Source organism: Streptomyces sp. NPDC091972 (genome assembly GCF_044756385.1).
Classification (GTDB): Bacteria; Actinomycetota; Actinomycetes; order Streptomycetales; family Streptomycetaceae; genus Streptomyces.
Genome location: NZ_JBIVSV010000001.1, coordinates 271,244 through 288,852, shown reverse-complemented (window position 1 = coordinate 288,852; position 17,609 = coordinate 271,244). Strand labels below are relative to the sequence as shown.

Sequence of the window (17,609 nt, the reverse complement as noted above, 5' to 3'; positions counted from 1 at the left end):
GCGTCGCGCATGGTCGAGCCAGTGCAGCAGTTCGACGTGATCAGTATGGGCCGGATCGGAATTGATCTCTACCCGCACCGGCCGGGGGCCCCGACGGCCCAGGACCGGCCCCTCGGGCCGGTCCTGCGGGGCTCGGCCGCCCATGTCGCGGTGACCGCCGCCCGGCTCGGCCGCTCCAGCGCGGTCATAGCCCGTACCGGAGCCGACCGGCTCGGCGCGTATCTCCATCAGACCCTCACGGAGTGCGGGGTCGACGACCGCTGGGTGACGCCGGCGGCCTGCCCCGCTCCCGGCGCCGAACCACCCGGCCTGGAGATACACACCGACGAGCTCGACTGCTTCGCCATCCGAGCGGCCCGGCTCTTCTGGATCACCGGCACCGGCCTCGGCGCGGAGCCGAGCCGCTCCGCCACGCTCGCCGCCCTGAAGTGCCGTGACAGGACGGGCACCACGGTCCTCGAACTGGACCGGCGCCCCGCGCGGTGGACCGGCACGGCCTGGGGCGACCCGGAGGAAGCCCGGCCGTACCGCGCGGAGGCCCTGCGCCACGCGACCGTGGCGGTCGGCGACCTCGACGAGTGCGAGACCGTCACCGGAGCGCGGGGACCCCGGGCCTGCGCCGAGGCCCTGCTGGCGGCGGGCGTGGAACTGGCCGTGGTGCGGCAGGGCCCGACGGGCGTCCTCGCCGTGCACCGCGACGGCACCACGGTCGAGGTCCCGCCGGTCCCGCAGGACATGGCCGACGGCCCCGGCGCGGGCGACGCGTTCGGCGGCTCGCTGTGCCACGGGCTGCTGTCCGGCTGGGAACCGGAGCGGACGGTCCGGTACGCCCACGCGGGCGGCGCACCGCAGGCCGCCCGCCCGGCCCGTTCCCCCGCGCTGCCGGCACAGGCGGCGGCCGGCGGTCTCCTGAACGGCGTCTCACCGTGACCGACCGCCGACGCCGCCCCGTCGTCACGCCCTCCCTCGCCCCCATCTCCCTCCACACCCCACCGGAGAAGCCCTGATGAGCACCACCACCCGCCTGACCGTCGCCCAAGCGCTGGTGCGGTTCCTGTCCGTGCAGTACGCGGAGCGGGACGGCGTACGGCACCGGCTGATCGCCGGGACCTGGGGCATCTTCGGCCACGGCAACGTGGCGGGCGTCGGACAGGCCCTCCTGGAGGCGGGCGAGGACGCGATGCCCTTCCACCAGGGCCGCAACGAGCAGGCGATGGTCCACGCCGCCGTCGGCCACGCCCGCCAGCTCAACCGCCTGTCGGCCCAGGCGGTCACCACGTCGATCGGCCCGGGCGCCACGAACCTGGTGACCGGCGCCGCCCTGGCGACGATCAACCGCCTCCCGGTCCTGCTCCTGCCCGGCGACTACTTCGCCACCCGCGCCGCCGAGCCGCTCCTCCAGCAGCTGGAGCACCCCACCGAGGCGGACGTCTCGGTGAACGACACCCTGCGCCCGGTCTCCCGGTACTTCGACCGCATCCACCGCCCCGAGGCCCTCGTCCCGTCCGCCCTCCAGGCCATGCGCGTCCTGTCGGACCCGGCCGAGACCGGCGCGGTCACCCTCGCCCTCCCCCAGGACGTGCAGGCGGAGGCGTACGACTGGCCGGAGGAGTTCTTCGCGGAGCGGGTGTGGCGGGTGCGGCGGCCCGCTCCGGACCCGGCGGAGCTGGCAGCGGCGGTCGAGGCGATCCGGTCCGCCCGCCGCCCCCTGATCGTGGCGGGCGGCGGGGTCCACCACAGCGAGGCGGAGCAGGCGCTGCGGGCGCTCGTGGACGCCACCGGCATCCCGGTCGCCGCCACCCAGGCGGGCAAGGGCTCCCTGCGCCACGACCACCCCGCCGACGTGGGCGGCATCGGTCACACCGGCACGGCGGTCGCCGACGACCTCGCGCGCACCGCGGACCTGGTCATCGGCGTGGGCACGCGCTACTCCGACTTCACCACCGCCTCCGGCACCCTCTTCCAGAACCCGGACGTGCGCTTCCTCAACCTCAACATCACCGCCTTCGACGCCCACAAGCTGGCCGCGCGGACGGTGGTGTGCGATGCGCGGGCGGGTCTTGAGGCGCTCGCGTCGGCACTGGCGGGCCACCGCGTGAGCGCCGCCTACGAGGCCGAGTACGGCACCGGCAAGGAGCGCTGGGAGCAGGTCGTGACGCGTGCCTACGAGGCCGCCGACGAGAACGCCGTACCGACCCAGACCCAGTTGCTGGGGGCGCTGGACGCGGTCGTCGGGGACGAGGACGTGGTGATCAACGCGGCCGGCTCGCTCCCCGGTGACCTGCACAAGCTGTGGCGGGCCCGCGGCCCGCGCCAGTACCACCTGGAGTACGGCTACTCGTGCATGGGCTACGAGATCCCGGCCGCGATCGGTGTCCAGCAGGCGGCCCCGGACACCCCGGTGTGGGCGCTGGTCGGCGACGGCACGTACCTGATGATGCCGACGGAGCTGGTCACCGCGGTCCAGGAGGGCCTGCCGATCAACCTGGTGCTCGTCCAGAACCACGGCTACGCCTCGATCGGCGGCCTGTCGGAGTCGGTGGGCGGCGAACGGTTCGGCACGGCGTACCGCTACCGGGCCGCCGACGGCACCTTCAGCGGGGCCCCGCTCCCGGTCGACCTGGCGGCCAACGCGGCGAGCCTCGGCATGGACGTGCTGCGCGCCAAGACCGTACGGGAGCTGCGGGAGGCCCTGGCCGCGGCCCGCGCCTCGGACCGTCCGACCTGCGTCTACGTCGAGACGGACCCGGCCACCGAGGCCGCTCCCCCGGCCGAGGCCTGGTGGGACGTGCCGGTGGCGGAGACGGCGTCCCGCACGGCCGCGGTGGAGGCGCGGACGGAGTACGACCGCCAGGCGGCCGCCCGACGCACCCACCTCTGATCACCCGGCCCTTCGAGGGAGGTATCCCATGGCGACGCCCGGCGGCACGTCACGTGCCGCGACCACCCCCGCGCTCGACTCCCTGGACTTCGCCCTGGACCGGGGCAGTCCGGTGCCGCTGTACTACCAGCTCGCCCGGCAGCTGGAGGAGGCGATCGAGCACGGCGCGCTCGCGCCGGGCAACCTCCTGGGCAACGAGATCGACCTCTCGATCCGCCTCGGCCTGTCCCGCCCGACCGTCCGCCAGGCCATCCAGACGCTGGTGGAGAAGGGCCTGCTGGTCCGCCGGCGCGGGGTGGGGACGCAGGTGGTGCACAGCCAGGTCAAGCGCCCCCTGGAGCTCAGCAGCCTCTACGACGACCTGGAGGCGGCCGGGCAGGGCCCGGCGACCCGGGTCGTGCGCAACGAGACCGTGCCGGCGTCCGCCGACGTGGCGGCCGCGCTGTCCGTCCCGGAGGGCAGCACGGTCACGGTCCTGGAACGGCTGCGCCTGGCCCACGGCCAGCCGGTGGCCCTCCTCTGCAACCACCTGCCCACCGACCTCCTCGACCTCGACAGCGCCCGCCTGGAGTCCACCGGCCTCTACCGCATGCTGCGCACGGCCGGGATCACCCTGCACAGCGCCCGCCAGACCATCGGCGCCCGCTCCGCCACCGCCGAGGAGGCGGCCCGCCTCGACGAGCAGCAGGGCGCGGCGGTCCTGACCATGCAGCGCACGGCCTACGACGACACCGGCCGCCCGGTCGAGTTCGGCAGCCACATCTACCGGGCCTCGCGGTACGCGTTCGACTTCCGGTTGTTGGTGCGGCCTTGACGGGCCGGCTTGACGCGGGGGACACAAGGGCGCAAAGTCGTACATATACGCCGTAAACATATGGCGTAGACGTCCGCGTGAGAGCGTTCTGGTGACATGGCACGCAGCGAGTCTGTTCCGGCCACCGTCCTCGTCACCGGCGGGGCGGGATTCCTCGGCAGCCACGCCTGTGTGGAGTTCCTCGACCACGGCTACGAGGTCGTCGTGGTCGACGACTACTCCCGCAGCACCCCGCAGGTCCTCACCCGCGTGGAACGCATCGCCGGCCGTTTCGTCGGCGCCGTGTACGAACTGGACATCCGCGACCGGCACGCCCTCTCGGCGGTCTTCGACCGACACTCCGTGGACGCCGTCGTGCACTTCGCCGCGCACAACGCCGGGGGCGCGTCGGCCCGGATGCCCGTCCCGTACTACGACGTCAACGTGGGCGGCACGACCGCGCTGCTGCACACCATGCAGGAACACGACGTGCGCCGCCTCGTCTACGCCTCCACCTACGCGGTCTACGGCGATGCCGGCCCCCGGCCGCTGGACGAGGCCACCCCGGCCCGCCCGGTCAGCCTGTACGCGAGGTCCAAGTGGCTCTGTGAGCAGATCCTCGCCGACGTCTGCCGGTACCGGGACGACTTCACGGTCCTGTGCCTGCGCCACGCCACTCCGGCCGGGGCCCACCCCAGCGGGCTGCTGGGCGAGGACCCGGACGCCGCTCCCGACAGCCTCGTGCAGGCGCTGGCCAAGGCGGCGGGGGGCCGGCCGGACCGGTTGCGGGTCTTCGGTGCCGACCACCCCACCCCGGACGGAACATCGGTGCGCGACTACCTCCACGTCATGGACACGGCCGAGGCACACCGCATCGCGCTCGACCACCTCACCGGCCGGCCCGGCATGAGGGTGTACAACCTCGGTACGGGCAGGGGGAGTTCGACCCTGGAGACGATCGCCGTGTTCTCACGGACCTGTGGCAGCCCCCTGCCCTACGACTTCGCGCCACGCCGTCCGCACGAAGTGCCCGAACTCGTCGCGGACCCGAGCGCAGTGGCCCGCGACTGGGGCTGGCGCGCCACCAGGACCCTCGTCGACATGTGCCGGGACGCCTGGCACTTCAGGCAGCTCAACCCGCACGGCTACGCGGAGTCCGCCCGCCGGCCGGATTCGCACGACTGACGACACCGCCGGCCCCGGATCAGGGTGCGGGTGTCAGCGCGAAGGCCGTCTCGACCAGGGCGATGTGGCTCGACGCCTGCGGAGCGTTCCCCAGTTGGCGCCCCGCCTCCGGGTCCCACTGCTCGGCGAGCAGGCCGACGTCGTTGCGCACGGCGAGAACGCGCTCGAACAACTCCCGGGCACGTTCCGGCTCCCCGGTGGCGGCGAGGGCGTCCGCGTACCAGAGGGAGCACGCGACGAAGGTGCCCTCGGTTCCGCCCAGGCCGTCCAGGTCCTGCCCGCCTTCTCCGGGCCGGCCGTAGCCGTACCGCCGCAGGAATCCCCCGTGCTCCAGTCGCCTCATCGCCCGCACGGTGTCCCGCACCCGGCCGTCCGTGGCGGGCAGGAAGCCGAGCCGTGGGATCAGCAGGGCCGACGCGTCGAGCGCCGACGATCCGTAGGACTGCACGAAGGATCGCTGCCGTGGATCCCATCCTTGCCGGCAGACCTCTCGGTGCACCTCGTCGCGCATCGCCCGCCACCGGGTCGAGGCGGCTCTTCTGCCCAGCATCTCCCCCATGCGCAGCGCCCGGTCGGCGGCCACCCACGCCATGACCTTGGAGTGCACGAACCGCCGGCCCGGGCCGGGCACCTGCCACAGTCCGTGGTCCGGCTCGCGCCAGTGCCGGTGGAGGTGGTCCATGAGCGCCTCGACGAGGTTCCACACATGGGGAGGTATGGGTATCCCCGTCCGCAGGGACAGCCAGAGCGTGTCGAGGACCTCGCCGTAGACGTCCAGCTGGAACTGGCCCGCCGTGGAGTTCCCGAACCGCACCGGACGTGAACCCGCGTAGCCCGACAGCCAGGGCGCCTCCGTCTCGGGCAGCAGCCGCTGTCCGCCGACGCCGTACACGGTCTGGAGGTCCGCGGGATCGCCCGCGACGGCCCGCACCAACCAGTCCAGCCACGCCGTGGCCTCCTCCCGGTAACCGCTGCGCAGCAGACAGGACAGGGCGAGAGTGGAGTCCCGCAGCCAGCAGTACCGGTGGTCCCAGTTGCGTTCCCCTCCGATGCAGCCGGGCAGCGAGGTCGTCGCGGCCGCGACGATGCCGCCCGTGGGCGTGTAGGTGAGCGCCTTGAGGGTGATGAGGGAGCGCAGCACCGCGTCACGCCACGGACCCCGGTAACGGCAGCGTCCGGCCCAGCACCGCCAGAAGTCGCAGGTCTCCTTCAGAGCCGTCTCCGCGGGTACGGCCAGCGGCGCCGGCGGGCCGGGCAGGTGCGAGGGCGCCCAGACCAGCGTCAGGGCCAGTCGCCGGCCGGCGTGCACGGTGAAGTCGAGCACGGTGGAGTCCTGCCGGCCGGGTGCCCGTACGAGTCCGTCGGCGTGGAGCCACACGGCGTCGGGACCGGCGACCGCGACGGTGCCGGGTCCGACGGCCCTGATCCAGGGCACCACACGGCCCTGGTGGAAGCGCAGCCGCAGTTCGCTGCGCATGTCGACGGCTCCTGCGAGCCCTTCGACCAACCGGACCAGGCAGGGCAGTTCGGTCCGGGGCGGCATGAAGTCGGTGACGCGCACCGCGCCGTCCCGCCCGTCCCACCGGGTCTCCAGGACCAGAGTGTCCCGGCGGTAGGCGCGGCGCGTGGTGGAGCGGCCCGCGGCCGGGGCCACCCGCCAGAATCCGTTGTCCGCCGTGCCGAGCAGCGCGGCCAGACAGGCCGGCGAGTCGAAGCGGGGCAGGCACAGCCAGTCTATGGACCCGTTCCGACCGACCATGGCGGCGGTCTCCAGGTCGCTGATGAGGGCGTAATCCTCGATGGGCGTACTCATGATTCCGGACCACGCCGTCGTGCGCTTCGCCGCCGTTCCAGGATATGGCGGTCCGGGCCGTGCCGCACTCGCCGGAACGGCACGCAAACCGGACTTCTATTGATAAGTACCCGGAAAGAGCGTATGTATGTGTACGTCGTATATTTACGGTTCCGGAGGATTTGATGACCGGCACAGCCTCGGGCATGACGAGCATCATCACCCTCGGTGCCGTCGCGCTCATCGCCTATCCGCTGATCCTCGGGATTCTCATAGCGGCTTTCGGCGGCCACCGCGCCCACCGGTGGTTCACCGGCCTCACCCGGGGCGTACGGGGTCTGGTGGCCGTGGGACTGGTGATCGTGCTGGGAGCGGCCGTGGCGGCCTGGCCCCGCGTGGTCGCTCCCGGACTCGCCGGCGACAGCCCCACCTGCGCGTCCACCGCGCCCGCCCGAGCGGCGGGAGGGCGGCACACCCGACCGGCCCCCGGCTTCTCCGCGGTCAGCACCCCTCCCACGTCGGGCGCGGCAGGGACCCTCTCCGGGCAGGCGGCACCGACGGCCCGGCGTGACGCGGGACGCACGCTGATCCTCTTCGACGACGGCGGACACGACTGGTCGGGCGAGCTGGCCGCCCGTCAGACCGCCGTCCTCGTCTCGCACTTCGGCCCCTGGACCCTCCAGGGCGTGTCCACGTACAGGGCACGGGAAGCACGCGGGTACCGCGCCGTCGTGTACCTGGGGTCGGCGCCGTCCGCCGTGCTTCCGCCCGCCTTCCTGGACGACGTGCTGCGGGCCCGGGTGCCGGTCCTCTGGGTCGACGAGAACGTGGAGCAGCTGGCCCGCCGTGACCCCGCGGTCTGGCGGTCGCGGTACGCCTTCGCGGCGTCGGGGCCCGATGTGGGAGGCATCGACAGCGTCGTGTACCGGGGCGTCACACTGACCCGTCAGGCCCAGGGCGAGGGCGTCAGGCGGGTGCGGATCACCGATCCGGCCGTGGCGAAGGTGCTGGCTCACGGACAACGCCCGGACGGCGGCGCCTTTCCCTGGCTGGTACACGCCTCGAACCTCTGGTACGTCGCCGAGAGCCCCCTCGACTACACGACGGCGACCGACCGCTACCTGGCCTTCGGCGACGTGCTGTTCGACGTGCTCGCCCCCGGAACACCGGAACGCCACCGCGCCCTGCTGCGGCTGGAGGACATCTCCCCCGACGCCGACCCGGACCGGCTCATGGCCGTGGCGACCTGCCTCCACCAGGCTCGGGTGCCTTTCAGTTTCGGCGTCATCCCCGTGTACACGGACCCGCGCGGCAGGAGTCACGACGGCGCACCGACCACCTTCGGTCTCCGGGACCGGCCCGAAGTGGTCAAGGCCCTGCGCTACATGACCAGCCACGGCGGCACCATGGTGATGCACGGCGTGACGCATCAACTCGGCCAGAAGGACAACCCGTACAGCGGTGTCACCGGCGAGGACTACGAGTTCTTCGTCGCACACCAGGACTCCGCGCACCGCGTCGTCCTCGACGGGCTCGTGCCGGGCCACTCCCGTGCCCGCACCCTGCAACGTCTCGACCGAGGCCTGGCCGAGTTCGAGGCCGCGGGCCTTCCCCGACCGCAGGTCTTCGAGTTCCCCCATTACGCGGCGGGCCCCGACGACTACGAGGCGGTCGCGCTGCGCTTCGGCTACCGCTACGACGAGACGATGACGTACGCCGACGCGTCACCACCCGACCCGCACAGACGAGTCGACCAGGTCTATCCCTACGGCGTCCGGGACACCTACGGAACGGCGGTCGTCCCGGAGAACCTCGGCAATGTCGACGCGCCCGGCCCCGACCGGCGTGCCGAGCGCGGCCCGGCGGACATCATCGACGAGGCCCGGCGCGCCCTGGTCGTCCGTGACGGCGTGGCGAGCTTCTTCTACCACCCGCCGCTGGGGACCGGAAAGGTCCGGGAGATCGTGCGGGGCCTGCGCGCTCTCGGTTACGAGTTCGTCCGCCCCCACGAGGTGATGTCCCATGACGCCCCGTGAGGTCACGCGTGTGACGCTGCCCGGGCGGCACGGCTCCACGCCGCTCGGGGCGCGGTCCCGAGCGCACCCGGTGGTTCTGCACCTACCGGCCGGAGAGGCACGACAGACATGATTCCGATGGCGTCGGCCGTCCTGCTCGGCTTTCTGCTCTACGTCCTGGGCATGTTCGCCTTCGGCCGGACGGAGGGCGGGCGCGAGCCAGAAGATCCGGTCTCCGACGAGGCGTCGCGCTTCCTCTTCGTCTTCGTGCTGCCGTGTCTCGACGAGGAACTCGTGATCCGCGCGAGCCTGGACCGGCTGTCGGCCCTGCCCGACCGGCAGTGGATGGCCCTCGTCGTGGACGACGATTCGCACGACCGGACGGCGGAGATCGTCGAGCGTCACCCCGATCCGCGCGTCATGCTGCTGCGCCGACGTGCGCCACTGGCTCGTCAGGGCAAGGGCGAGGCACTCAACACGGCCTACCGCCACATCGGCGGCGAACTGGCGCGGGCATGGCGGATACACGGGTACACCCGGGACCGGATCATCCTCGTCGTGCTCGACGCCGACGGCCGGGTGGCGCCGGACGCGTTGTCGACGGTGGCTCCCCTGTTCCGGGACGCACGGGTCGGTGGCGTGCAGATCGCCGTGCGGATCCACAACGCGGCGTCCGGACTTCTGGCCCGGTTGCAGGACATGGAGTTCGTCGTCTTCACCGAGATCTTCCAGCGTGCGAGGAGCCGGATCGGCAGTGCCGGCCTGGGCGGCAACGGCCAGTTCACCCGGCTTTCCGCTCTCGACGACCTGGGCGAGTCGCCATGGAGCCGCTGTCTCACCGAGGACCTGGACCTCGGTGTCCGCATGGTCTGCCGGGGATGGCGGACCCGCTTCACCGCCCGCACCTGTGTCTCCCAGCAAGCACTGACCCGAATACGCCCCTTCCTGCGTCAGCGCACCCGGTGGTTCCAGGGGCACCTCCAGTGCGGTCGGGAGATCCCCGGCATTCTGCGAGCGCAGCTCACCGCGGCCACCGCCGCGAACCTGCTCATCACCCTGACGCTGCCGCTGCTGATCCTGCTGACGACCTTCTCGGTGGTCGCCTTCTACGCGATCGCGTTCAGCGCCCTGCGCAACGACGGGGCGGCGAACGTGCTGGCACCGCTGACCGCGAACCACGGCACGGTCCTGATCCTCTGGTTCCTCGTCTCGTTCGGCGTGGCACCTGTGTGCGCGTACGCGTACATGAGGGCCGACACGCGGACCGGCCTCCTCAAGGGCGTGACCTACGCGTTCCTGTACAGCTTCTACTGCTACCACTGGCTGCCCGTCGGATGGCTGGCCGTATGGCGGCAGTTGTCACGCCGCAGGACCTGGTCGAAAAGCCGGCGTCTTCCCGAACCCTCCAGCTAGCGTCTCGATGGTGATCACGTGTTCCCCACCGACTCCCCGTCCTCCGAGGTCACCCGCCGTGACACGGCCCCGGGCCGTGCGCTGAACGTGGTGATCGTTCTCGGCACCAGGCCCGAGGCCGTCAAACTCGCCCCGGTCTTCCGGGCCATGCAGTCGTCTTCGCTGTTCTCACCCGTGCTCGTCAACACGGGGCAGCACCGGGAGATGCTGGAGGCGCTGCTCGGGCGACTGCGGCTCACGGCGACCCATGACCTCTCCGTGATGCGTCATTGCCAGCAGTTGTCCTCTCTCACCGCCCGCCTGGTGGGCGGCCTGGGCGATGTCCTGCGTGCGGCACGACCGGATCTCCTCGTGGTGCAGGGTGACACGAGCAGCACGCTGTGCGGTGCCCTGGCGGCGTTCTACGAGCACATCCCGGTGGCCCATGTGGAGGCGGGACTGCGCAGCGGCGTGATCGACGACCCGTTCCCCGAGGAGCTGAACCGGCGGCTGGTGACCCGGATGACACGCTGGCACTTCGCACCGACACCGGGGGCCGCCGCGGCTCTGGCGGCGGAAGCCGTTCCCGCCGAACAGGTCGTCGTCACCGGGAACACGGTCATCGACAACTTGCTCTGGGCCCGTGAACGCGGTACGGGCAGATCGGCCTTCCGCACCCGCGGCCGAGGGGTGATCGTGACCCTGCACCGGCGGGAGAACCAGGGCGGCAGGATGCGCGCCCTCGCTTCCGCACTGCTGCGACTGGCCGAGCGCCGGGACGTCGAACTCCTGGTGCCCGTCCACAAGAGCCCGGCCGTCCGCGACGTCCTCCTGCCGGTCCTCTCCGGATGTCCACGGATCACGCTGACGGAGCCGTTGGACTACTTCGACTTCATCTCGACCCTCGACGACTGCGAGCTCGTGCTCACCGACTCCGGAGGCGTTCAGGAAGAGGCGCCGAGCTTCGACAAACCGGTTCTGGTCCTGCGCAACACGACCGAACGTCCGGAGGTGGTCCGCGCCGGGGCCGCGAGACTCATCGGGACGGACCCTCGTGCGGTCCAGGCCGCGGTCACGTCCCTGCTGGACGACCGCAAGCAGTACGACCGCATGGCGGAAGCGAGCAATCCGTTCGGTGACGGTCACGCGTCCGCCCGGATTCTCCAGCGCCTGGCCGGTGACTTCGGACTGGACATGAATCGGACGCCGGCCCCGAGGATCGTCGCCGCGTGAGGACCGGACGAACACGACTGGTGGAGCGTACGACCGTCCTGCTCGTCCTCGCCGCCCTCCTGCTCTCGTGCGAAGCCCGTCCGGTGGAGCGGGTACGCGAGGTGGAGTGGTCGGAGGGCAGTGTGCACGGCCGCTGGCGAACCCAGTACAACGGCGCCGGTTCCGTCACGGCACGGGGGGACAGCGTGGTTCTCACTCCGCGCCCGGCCCGACGCGAGGACGAGACGCACGCCGCTCTGGTCCTCTCGACAGCTTCGTACAACGACTTCACGTACCGCTTGACCATGCGCACCCGGGCTCAGGTGCGCCGGTCCGAGCCGAACCCCTGGGAGACCGCCTGGGCGGTGTGGCACTACCGCGACGACTCGCACTTCTACTACTTCACCCTCAAGACCAACGGCTGGGAGTTGGGCAAGGTGGCCCCCGAGTGCGCCGAGACGCAGTGCTTCCTCGCCACCGGGGACGGCACCCCCCACCCGGTCGGCTCCTGGCACCGGATCGAGGTGCGCCAGGCGGGCCCCACGATGACCATCGAGGTGGACTCCGAGCCGTTGACCACGTACACCGACCGTCACGGTCCGTACACGAACGGTTCCGTCGGCCTCTACACGGAGGACGCCGTCGCCGAGTTCAAGGACATCGTCATCGAGGAGGCAGGGAGTGGCGAATGACTCGGGGGCAGCCCCGGCCCGACGCGCGAGCGACCGCGGACGGCACGGCAGGCTCAGCCGGGAGCGGGTGCTGTCGGCCGCCCTGGAGCTGGTCGACCTCGAAGGTCTCTCCGCGTTGAGCATGCGTCGCCTGGGCGCCGAGCTCGGCGTCGAGGCGATGGCGCTGTACCGGTACGCGGCCAGCAAGGAGGAGCTGCTGGACGGCCTGGTCGAGGCTCTTTACCTCCAACTGGAGGAACGACTGGAGGCCGAGCCCGGCGGCGGTGACTGGCGCGAGGGACTCCATCGCGTCGCGCGGGCGACGTACGACACCTGTCTCGCCCACCCCCGGGCCGTCCCGCTCCTCGCCACCCGCATGCTCGCGGTGCCGCTGGCCCGTCGGCCGCTCGCGGTTCTGAGGGACCACGAGCGGGTGCTCGCGCTGCTCAGGGACAGCGGGCTCGACGACGATCGTGTCGTCGCCGTCTTCCAGACCTTGACGGCCTGGCTGCTCGGCTACGTGTCCGTCGAACTCCGTCCGATGGTCGACAACCCCGACGAGTCGGAGCCGGCGTTCCGTCTGGGGCTGCACCGGATGCCGCCGCAGGAGCTGCCCGTTCTCCGGGAGATCGCCCCCGCGCTCGCCGAGCGCGGGGGGCCGGAGGGGCTGGCGGCGGGGCTGGACGCCCTGCTCGACCGGTTCGCCGGCAAGGACTGATCGTCGGCAGGGGCCGAAGGGACCGCGGGGACTGGAGGGACGGCAGGGCCCGAAGGGACACCAGAGGCTGAGGGACGGGGTCAGTGCGCGCCGTCCAACCGTGCCCGCTGCTCCCCCGTCAGCTCAAGGTCCACCGCCTCCAAATTCTCCTCCAGCTGCGCCAGGGACGAGACGCCCGCGAGCGGGACGATCGGGAGGTCCGAGCCGATCTGCCAGGACAGGACCACCTGGTTGACGGTGGCGCCCGTCTCCTTCGCCACCTCGGTCAGGGCCTTCAGGCGGGACGGCGTGCCCGGGTGGTCGAAGTCGGCGGGGAGGCGGTCCGGATGCGCGTAGGCGCCCTTCAGGAGGGGCGAGTACGCGACCAGGGTCAGGGCGGGCTCCGCGCGCAGGTAGCTCAGCAGGTCCGGGCCCGCGTGGCCGGGGCTGCCGTCGGGGAAGAGGGGTTCCGGGACGTCGGTGCGGGGGCGCAGATGACTGTGGGCGTACTGGAGGACCTCGTACGCGGGCAGGCCGGCCGCCGCAGCCAGGGCACGGGCCCGCTCGACCCGCCACACCGCGTGGTTGCTCACGCCCAGCAGCCCCACCGTGCCCTCGGCGACCAGTTCGGCGAAGCCCTCCACCGTCTCCCGGAGCGGGACCCTGTGGTCCTCTATGTGCGCGTAGAGGAGGTCCAGCCTGGCCACGCCGAGGCGTTCCCGGCTGCGTTCCGCCGACTCCCGGATCACCTTGGCCGACAGGCCCTCCGCGTTGTCGACGTAACTGGTGCCGGGGGCCAGGGGGCGGGCGCCGAGCTTGGTGGCGATGACGATCTCGTCACCGATGCCGCGGCTGCGCCGCCACCGGCCGAGCAGTTCCTCGCTCTGGCCGCCCTGGCCGCCGTCCTCCCAGAAGGCGTAGTTGTCGGACGTGTCGATGAAGTTGCCACCGGCCTCGACATAACGGTCGAGTACGGCGAAGGCGGTCTCCTCGTCGGTCCGTGAGCCGAACAGCATCGCGCCGAGCGCGAGGACGCTGACCTCGCGGCGGGTCGCCGGGTCGGTGCCGATGGTGCGGTATCGCATGCTGGTCTCCTCCCGTGTGTGCCCCGAGGACGGGTGCACACGGGAGTCTTCATGCTGGAGCGCACTTCAAGTCAAGGACTCTCACGCTCACTTGGCGAACGGGCCCTCCAGCGCCGCCCACTGGAGCAGCATGATGGTCTTGGCGTCGGCGATCTCCCCGGTACGGATCATCTCCAGGGCCCTGCGGAAGGGCAGTTCGAGGATCTCGATGTCCTCGCCCTCCTCGTCGAGACCGCCTCCCTCGTGGGTACGGGTCGACGCGGTGTACTCGGCGGCGTAGAAGCTGACGCGTTCGGTGACCGAGCCGGGGCTCATGTAGACGTCGAAGACGTGCTGCACCTCGCCGATGGTGTGCCCGGTCTCCTCGACGACCTCGCGCCGGACCGCGATCTCGGGGTGCTCGTCCTCGTCGTCGAGCAGACCGCCGGGGGTCTCGATCAGCAGTCCGTCGGGGTGTCCGTTGACGTACACCGGGAAGCGGAACTGGCGGGTGAGCAGGACGGTTTCGCGTTCCGTGTCGTACAGCAGGATGGTCGCGCCGTTGCCGCGGTCGTGGGTCTCGCGCTGCTGGGTGCTCCAGGTGCCGTCGGCGCGCTGGAGGTCGAAGGTGGTGGCCCGCTCGACGTACCAGTGGCTGGACAGCAGTTTCACCTCCCGGACCCTGACACGCGGGTTGCCGGTCAGGTCCAGGCCGGTGCGGTCGAGTCCGGTGCGGCCGCGGCGGTCGGGGATGTCGGCGCCCTCGGTCATCGGGCACCCGGCGTCCGGGAGGAGCGGGAGGAGCGGTGGAAGCGGTCTTGGTGCGAGTTGGTCATGACCGCTTCTACCATTCCGGGCGGGCCGGAGTCGCGCACGGCACCCCTTCGGACGGAACGCGGAAAGGGCCCTCCAGGCTCTCGCCTGTGAAGACCCTTCGCACCGTCGGGACGACAGGATTTGAACCTGCGACCCCTTGACCCCCAGTCAAGTGCGCTACCAAGCTGCGCCACGTCCCGGTGCGCTGCCCCGCGGTGACCGCGGGAACGCGCGTACAGAACTTTACCCCACGTCGGGGCCCGGACCGAAGCCGGCACCGGGCGCGGGACAATCGACGTATGGCCAGTACATCCTCAGGACGGCAGACGGGCGCGCGGGACCGGGACGGCGAGGGGCGGGCACGCAACGCCCGGCCTCGGGACGGGCTCGGCCGGCCGCTTCCGTACGGCGCGGACGGCGTCGCCCGGCAGCCGGAGGGCGTGGTCCGCACCCCGCGGGAGACCGTGGCCGAGGCGCAGGAACTGCTGGACGCGGGGCGACCGTTCCATGCGCACGAGGTCTTCGAGGACGCCTGGAAGTCCGGTCCCGACGGGGAACGGGCCCTGTGGCGGGGCCTCGCCCAGCTCGCGGTCGGCCTGACCCACGCGGCCCGCGGCAACGTCACGGGCGGCGCCAGACTGCTGCGCCGGGGTGCCGGGGCGGTGGAGGAGTGGTCCGCGTCGGGCAGCGGGCAGGAACGGCCGTACGGGATGGATCTGACCGGGCTCGTCGAGTGGGCGCATGGGCTGGCGCGAGACGTGGAGGGGAGCGGCTCGGCGGTGGACGCGCGGGAGTGCGGTCCCCGGCTGCGGGGGTGAGGCCCCCGGGTGCCCCGACCCGGACGCGGTGCCGTCGCTGTCAGTGGCGTGGGGCAGACTCGGGGTGTGCGAAAGATTCATGTCATCGGTATCGGCGCGGGCGACCCCGAGCAGCTCACCCTCCAGGCGGTCAGGGCGCTGCGGAGCACGGACGTGTTCTTCGTCCTGGACAAGGGCGAGGTGAAGGGCGATCTCACGCGACTGCGCCGGGACCTGCTGGACACGCACGTACCGGAAGGTTCGTACCGGGTGGTGGAGGCCCGGGACCCGGAGCGGGACCGTGCCGCGGGCGGCTCCGCCTACTCCCCCGCCGTCGGTGACTGGCGCAGTGCCCGTGCCGACATCTACGAGCGCCTGATCGCCGAGGAGCTGGGCGAGGAGGAGAGCGGCGCGTTCCTGGTGTGGGGGGACCCGGCGCTGTACGACAGCACGCTCGGCATCCTGGAGGAGATCCTGGAGCGGGGCTCGGTGTCCTTCGAGTACGACGTCGTGCCCGGCATCAGCAGTGTGTCGGCGCTGGTGGCCCGGCATCGCACCGGGCTGAACCGGGTCGCGCGGCCCGTCCAGATCACCACCGGGCGGCGCCTGGCCGAGGGGTTCCCGGACGGGGTGGACGACGTGGTCGTGATGCTCGACGCCCACCAGGCCTTCCGCGCGTACGCCGACCAGGACATCGACATCTACTGGGGTGCGTACATCGGCACGCCGGACGAGATCCTCGCCTCCGGTCCGATCGCCGAGGCCGCGCCCCGGATCGAGCGGCTGCGTGCCGAGGCGCGGGAGCGCAAGGGCTGGATCATGGACACGTACCTGCTGCGCCGCCGGCCGAAGGAGCGGTAGGCACCGCGGCGGGGGCAGGCACCCTGTCGGACCGTCCCGCGTTCAGGGATGGATCACCGGCAGCGGTATCCCGGCCGCCCGGACACGGACCCGCGGGCCGCGGTCGACGTGATCGCCGAGCGGCTCCTCGTGGCGGACCGCGACCACGGACTGCCGCAGCGGTCGCGCAATCGGCCCGCGGCGCCGCCGCCTGAAAACCGTGTGCCGGGCGGGACGGGCGGACGCCATACTCGGGGCATGTCCCCTGCGCCCGTGCGCTTCCACGACCCCGGTGCGACGGCCCACCACTTCAGTGCCTCGGTGCTCGTGCGCTGCCCCCGCTGCGACGGCGTCGCCCGCTTCGAGCGCAGGACGCCCCCGGGACCCCGCGTGATCTGCCGCTCGTGCGGACTGTGCGGGCCGGTCGCCAGGGGCGCCCCGCCCACCCTGTGGTTGCGCGCCGGGACCAGGCACGGCGAGCTGTGGGCGTACAACCTCGCCCATCTGGACCTGATCAGACGGTTCGTGGCCGCCTCCCTGCGGGAGCGGGCACCGTGGTACGAGCACGGCCGGAAGATGACCTGCGTCGCCCGGCTGCCCGCCTGGGTCAAACGTGCCAAAAACCGTGACGAGGTGCTCCGGGTGATCGACCGCATGCGGGACTCCGTCAGGCCCGGTCGAGCTCCAGCCATCTCTCGACTCCCGCCACGTCCGGCACCGCCGTCACCCCGTCCGGGAGCGCCGGTCGGCGTACGACCACCACGGGCAGGGCGAGGTCGCGTGCGGCCGTGAGTTTGGCGGAGGTGGCCGTCCCCCCGCTGTCCTTGGTGACCAGGACGTCGATGCAGTGGTCGTGGAGGAGCCTCGACTCGTCGGCCGCCGTGAACGGGCCGCGGGCCAGCAGGACTTCGGTGTGCGGGGGCATGGGCGGCTCGGGCAGCTCCACCGACCGTACGACGAAGTGCAGTGCGGTGAGGTGGGCGAATGCGGCGAGCTCCATGCGGCCGGTGGTCAGGAACACCCGTCGCCCGAGGCTCGGCAGCAGCCGGGCGGCCTCGTCGAGGGAGTCGACGGGATGCCAGCGGTCCCCCGGCCCCGGCCGCCAACCCGGGCGGCGCAGCACCACGGAGGGCACTCCGGTCGCCGCGGCCGCCCGGGCCGCGTGGGCGGTGATGGCACGCGCAAAGGGATGCGTGGCGTCGACCAGTGCGTCGACGTGCTCCTGCCGCAGCCAGTCGGCCAGGCCCTCCGCCCCGCCGAACCCCCCGATCCGTACCTCCCCCGCGACCGCTCCCGGCCGGGTCACCCGCCCGGCGAGGGAGGTGGTGACGCGCACTCCCGGCCGTGCCGCGAGCGCGGCGGCCAGTTCACGGGCCTCGGTGGTGCCGCCGAGGATCAGGATGTGCGGGGACATGGCGGGAAGCGTACGAGGTCAGGGGCGCGAGCCGACACGG

General features: G+C 72.2%; 15 protein-coding genes, 1 tRNA gene and 1 pseudogene. 12 read left to right on the top strand and 5 right to left on the bottom strand.

Features of this window, described 5'->3' with window-relative positions; translation table 11 throughout:
- Positions 1–9 precede the first annotated feature (9 nt).
- The 4 genes from ACIQJT_RS01350 (at position 10) to galE (ending at position 4,859) form a co-directional block, all read left to right on the top strand.
- Positions 10–930, top strand: coding sequence for a PfkB family carbohydrate kinase (locus ACIQJT_RS01350; RefSeq protein ID WP_402638875.1), 921 nt, complete (start codon positions 10–12; stop codon positions 928–930).
- 76 nt (positions 931–1,006) lie between these two features.
- On the top strand, positions 1,007–2,881 hold the full coding sequence (gene iolD, locus ACIQJT_RS01345; RefSeq protein ID WP_402638872.1) for a 3D-(3,5/4)-trihydroxycyclohexane-1,2-dione acylhydrolase (decyclizing): 1,875 nt from the start codon (positions 1,007–1,009) through the stop codon (positions 2,879–2,881).
- 28 nt (positions 2,882–2,909) lie between these two features.
- Entirely contained in the window at positions 2,910–3,695 is a 786-nt protein-coding gene (locus ACIQJT_RS01340; RefSeq protein ID WP_402638870.1) for a GntR family transcriptional regulator, read from the top strand.
- A 96-nt stretch (positions 3,696–3,791) separates the two neighbouring features.
- On the top strand, positions 3,792–4,859 hold the full coding sequence (galE, locus tag ACIQJT_RS01335; protein ID WP_402638868.1) for a UDP-glucose 4-epimerase GalE: 1,068 nt from the start codon (positions 3,792–3,794) through the stop codon (positions 4,857–4,859).
- A gap of 19 nt (positions 4,860–4,878) precedes the next feature.
- Here galE and ACIQJT_RS01330 read toward each other — a convergent pair whose 3' ends face one another.
- Positions 4,879–6,759 (bottom strand): glycoside hydrolase family 15 protein, encoded by a 1,881-nt coding sequence (locus ACIQJT_RS01330; protein WP_402638865.1) that lies wholly within the window; start codon positions 6,757–6,759, stop codon positions 4,879–4,881.
- 98 nt (positions 6,760–6,857) lie between these two features.
- Between ACIQJT_RS01330 and ACIQJT_RS01325 the strand changes: the two genes are divergently transcribed.
- The 5 genes from ACIQJT_RS01325 (at position 6,858) to ACIQJT_RS01305 (ending at position 12,659) form a co-directional block, all read left to right on the top strand.
- Positions 6,858–8,687, top strand: a complete 1,830-nt coding sequence (locus ACIQJT_RS01325; RefSeq protein ID WP_402638862.1) for a DUF2334 domain-containing protein — start codon at positions 6,858–6,860, stop codon at positions 8,685–8,687.
- A gap of 108 nt (positions 8,688–8,795) precedes the next feature.
- Positions 8,796–10,079 carry a glycosyltransferase family 2 protein gene (locus tag ACIQJT_RS01320; RefSeq protein ID WP_402638859.1) on the top strand — a complete coding sequence of 428 codons (1,284 nt, stop codon included), beginning with the start codon at positions 8,796–8,798 and terminating at the stop codon, positions 10,077–10,079.
- A gap of 18 nt (positions 10,080–10,097) precedes the next feature.
- Entirely contained in the window at positions 10,098–11,291 is a 1,194-nt protein-coding gene (gene wecB, locus ACIQJT_RS01315; RefSeq protein ID WP_402638857.1) for a non-hydrolyzing UDP-N-acetylglucosamine 2-epimerase, read from the top strand.
- Positions 11,288–11,962, top strand: coding sequence for a family 16 glycoside hydrolase (locus tag ACIQJT_RS01310; RefSeq protein WP_402638854.1), 675 nt, complete (start codon positions 11,288–11,290; stop codon positions 11,960–11,962). Before wecB ends, ACIQJT_RS01310 begins: the two co-directional genes overlap by 4 nt.
- Entirely contained in the window at positions 11,952–12,659 is a 708-nt protein-coding gene (locus tag ACIQJT_RS01305) for a TetR/AcrR family transcriptional regulator (RefSeq protein WP_402638852.1), read from the top strand. The genes ACIQJT_RS01310 and ACIQJT_RS01305 overlap by 11 nt, the downstream gene beginning before the upstream one ends.
- A gap of 80 nt (positions 12,660–12,739) precedes the next feature.
- On the opposite strand, the gene ACIQJT_RS01300 is transcribed toward ACIQJT_RS01305, so the two are convergent.
- From ACIQJT_RS01300 to ACIQJT_RS01290, 3 genes are all read right to left on the bottom strand, one after another.
- Positions 12,740–13,723, bottom strand: a complete 984-nt coding sequence (locus ACIQJT_RS01300) for an aldo/keto reductase (RefSeq protein ID WP_402638850.1) — start codon at positions 13,721–13,723, stop codon at positions 12,740–12,742.
- Between the two features lie 87 nt (positions 13,724–13,810).
- Entirely contained in the window at positions 13,811–14,473 is a 663-nt protein-coding gene (locus tag ACIQJT_RS01295; protein ID WP_365454461.1) for an NUDIX domain-containing protein, read from the bottom strand.
- Between the two features lie 171 nt (positions 14,474–14,644).
- Positions 14,645–14,718: transfer RNA gene (locus ACIQJT_RS01290), tRNA-Pro, on the bottom strand.
- Between the two features lie 99 nt (positions 14,719–14,817).
- Between ACIQJT_RS01290 and ACIQJT_RS01285 the strand changes: the two genes are divergently transcribed.
- The 3 genes and pseudogenes from ACIQJT_RS01285 to ACIQJT_RS01275 form a co-directional block, all read left to right on the top strand.
- Complete coding sequence (locus ACIQJT_RS01285) at positions 14,818–15,336, top strand: DUF309 domain-containing protein (protein WP_402638848.1); 519 nt, start codon at positions 14,818–14,820, stop codon at positions 15,334–15,336.
- Between the two features lie 66 nt (positions 15,337–15,402).
- Positions 15,403–16,176: a precorrin-6A synthase (deacetylating) gene (cobF, locus tag ACIQJT_RS01280; RefSeq protein WP_402638845.1), complete on the top strand. Its 774-nt coding sequence runs from the start codon at positions 15,403–15,405 to the stop codon at positions 16,174–16,176.
- Positions 16,177–16,413: 237 nt separating this feature from the next.
- Positions 16,414–16,833, top strand: a pseudogene (locus ACIQJT_RS01275) (hypothetical protein); the annotation flags it as partial.
- Here the strand turns inward: ACIQJT_RS01275 and ACIQJT_RS01270 are convergent.
- Positions 16,823–17,569, bottom strand: coding sequence for a cobalt-precorrin-6A reductase (locus ACIQJT_RS01270; RefSeq protein ID WP_402638843.1), 747 nt, complete (start codon positions 17,567–17,569; stop codon positions 16,823–16,825). The pseudogene ACIQJT_RS01275 and the gene ACIQJT_RS01270 sit on opposite strands and share 11 nt — an antisense overlap.
- Positions 17,570–17,609 lie beyond the last annotated feature (40 nt).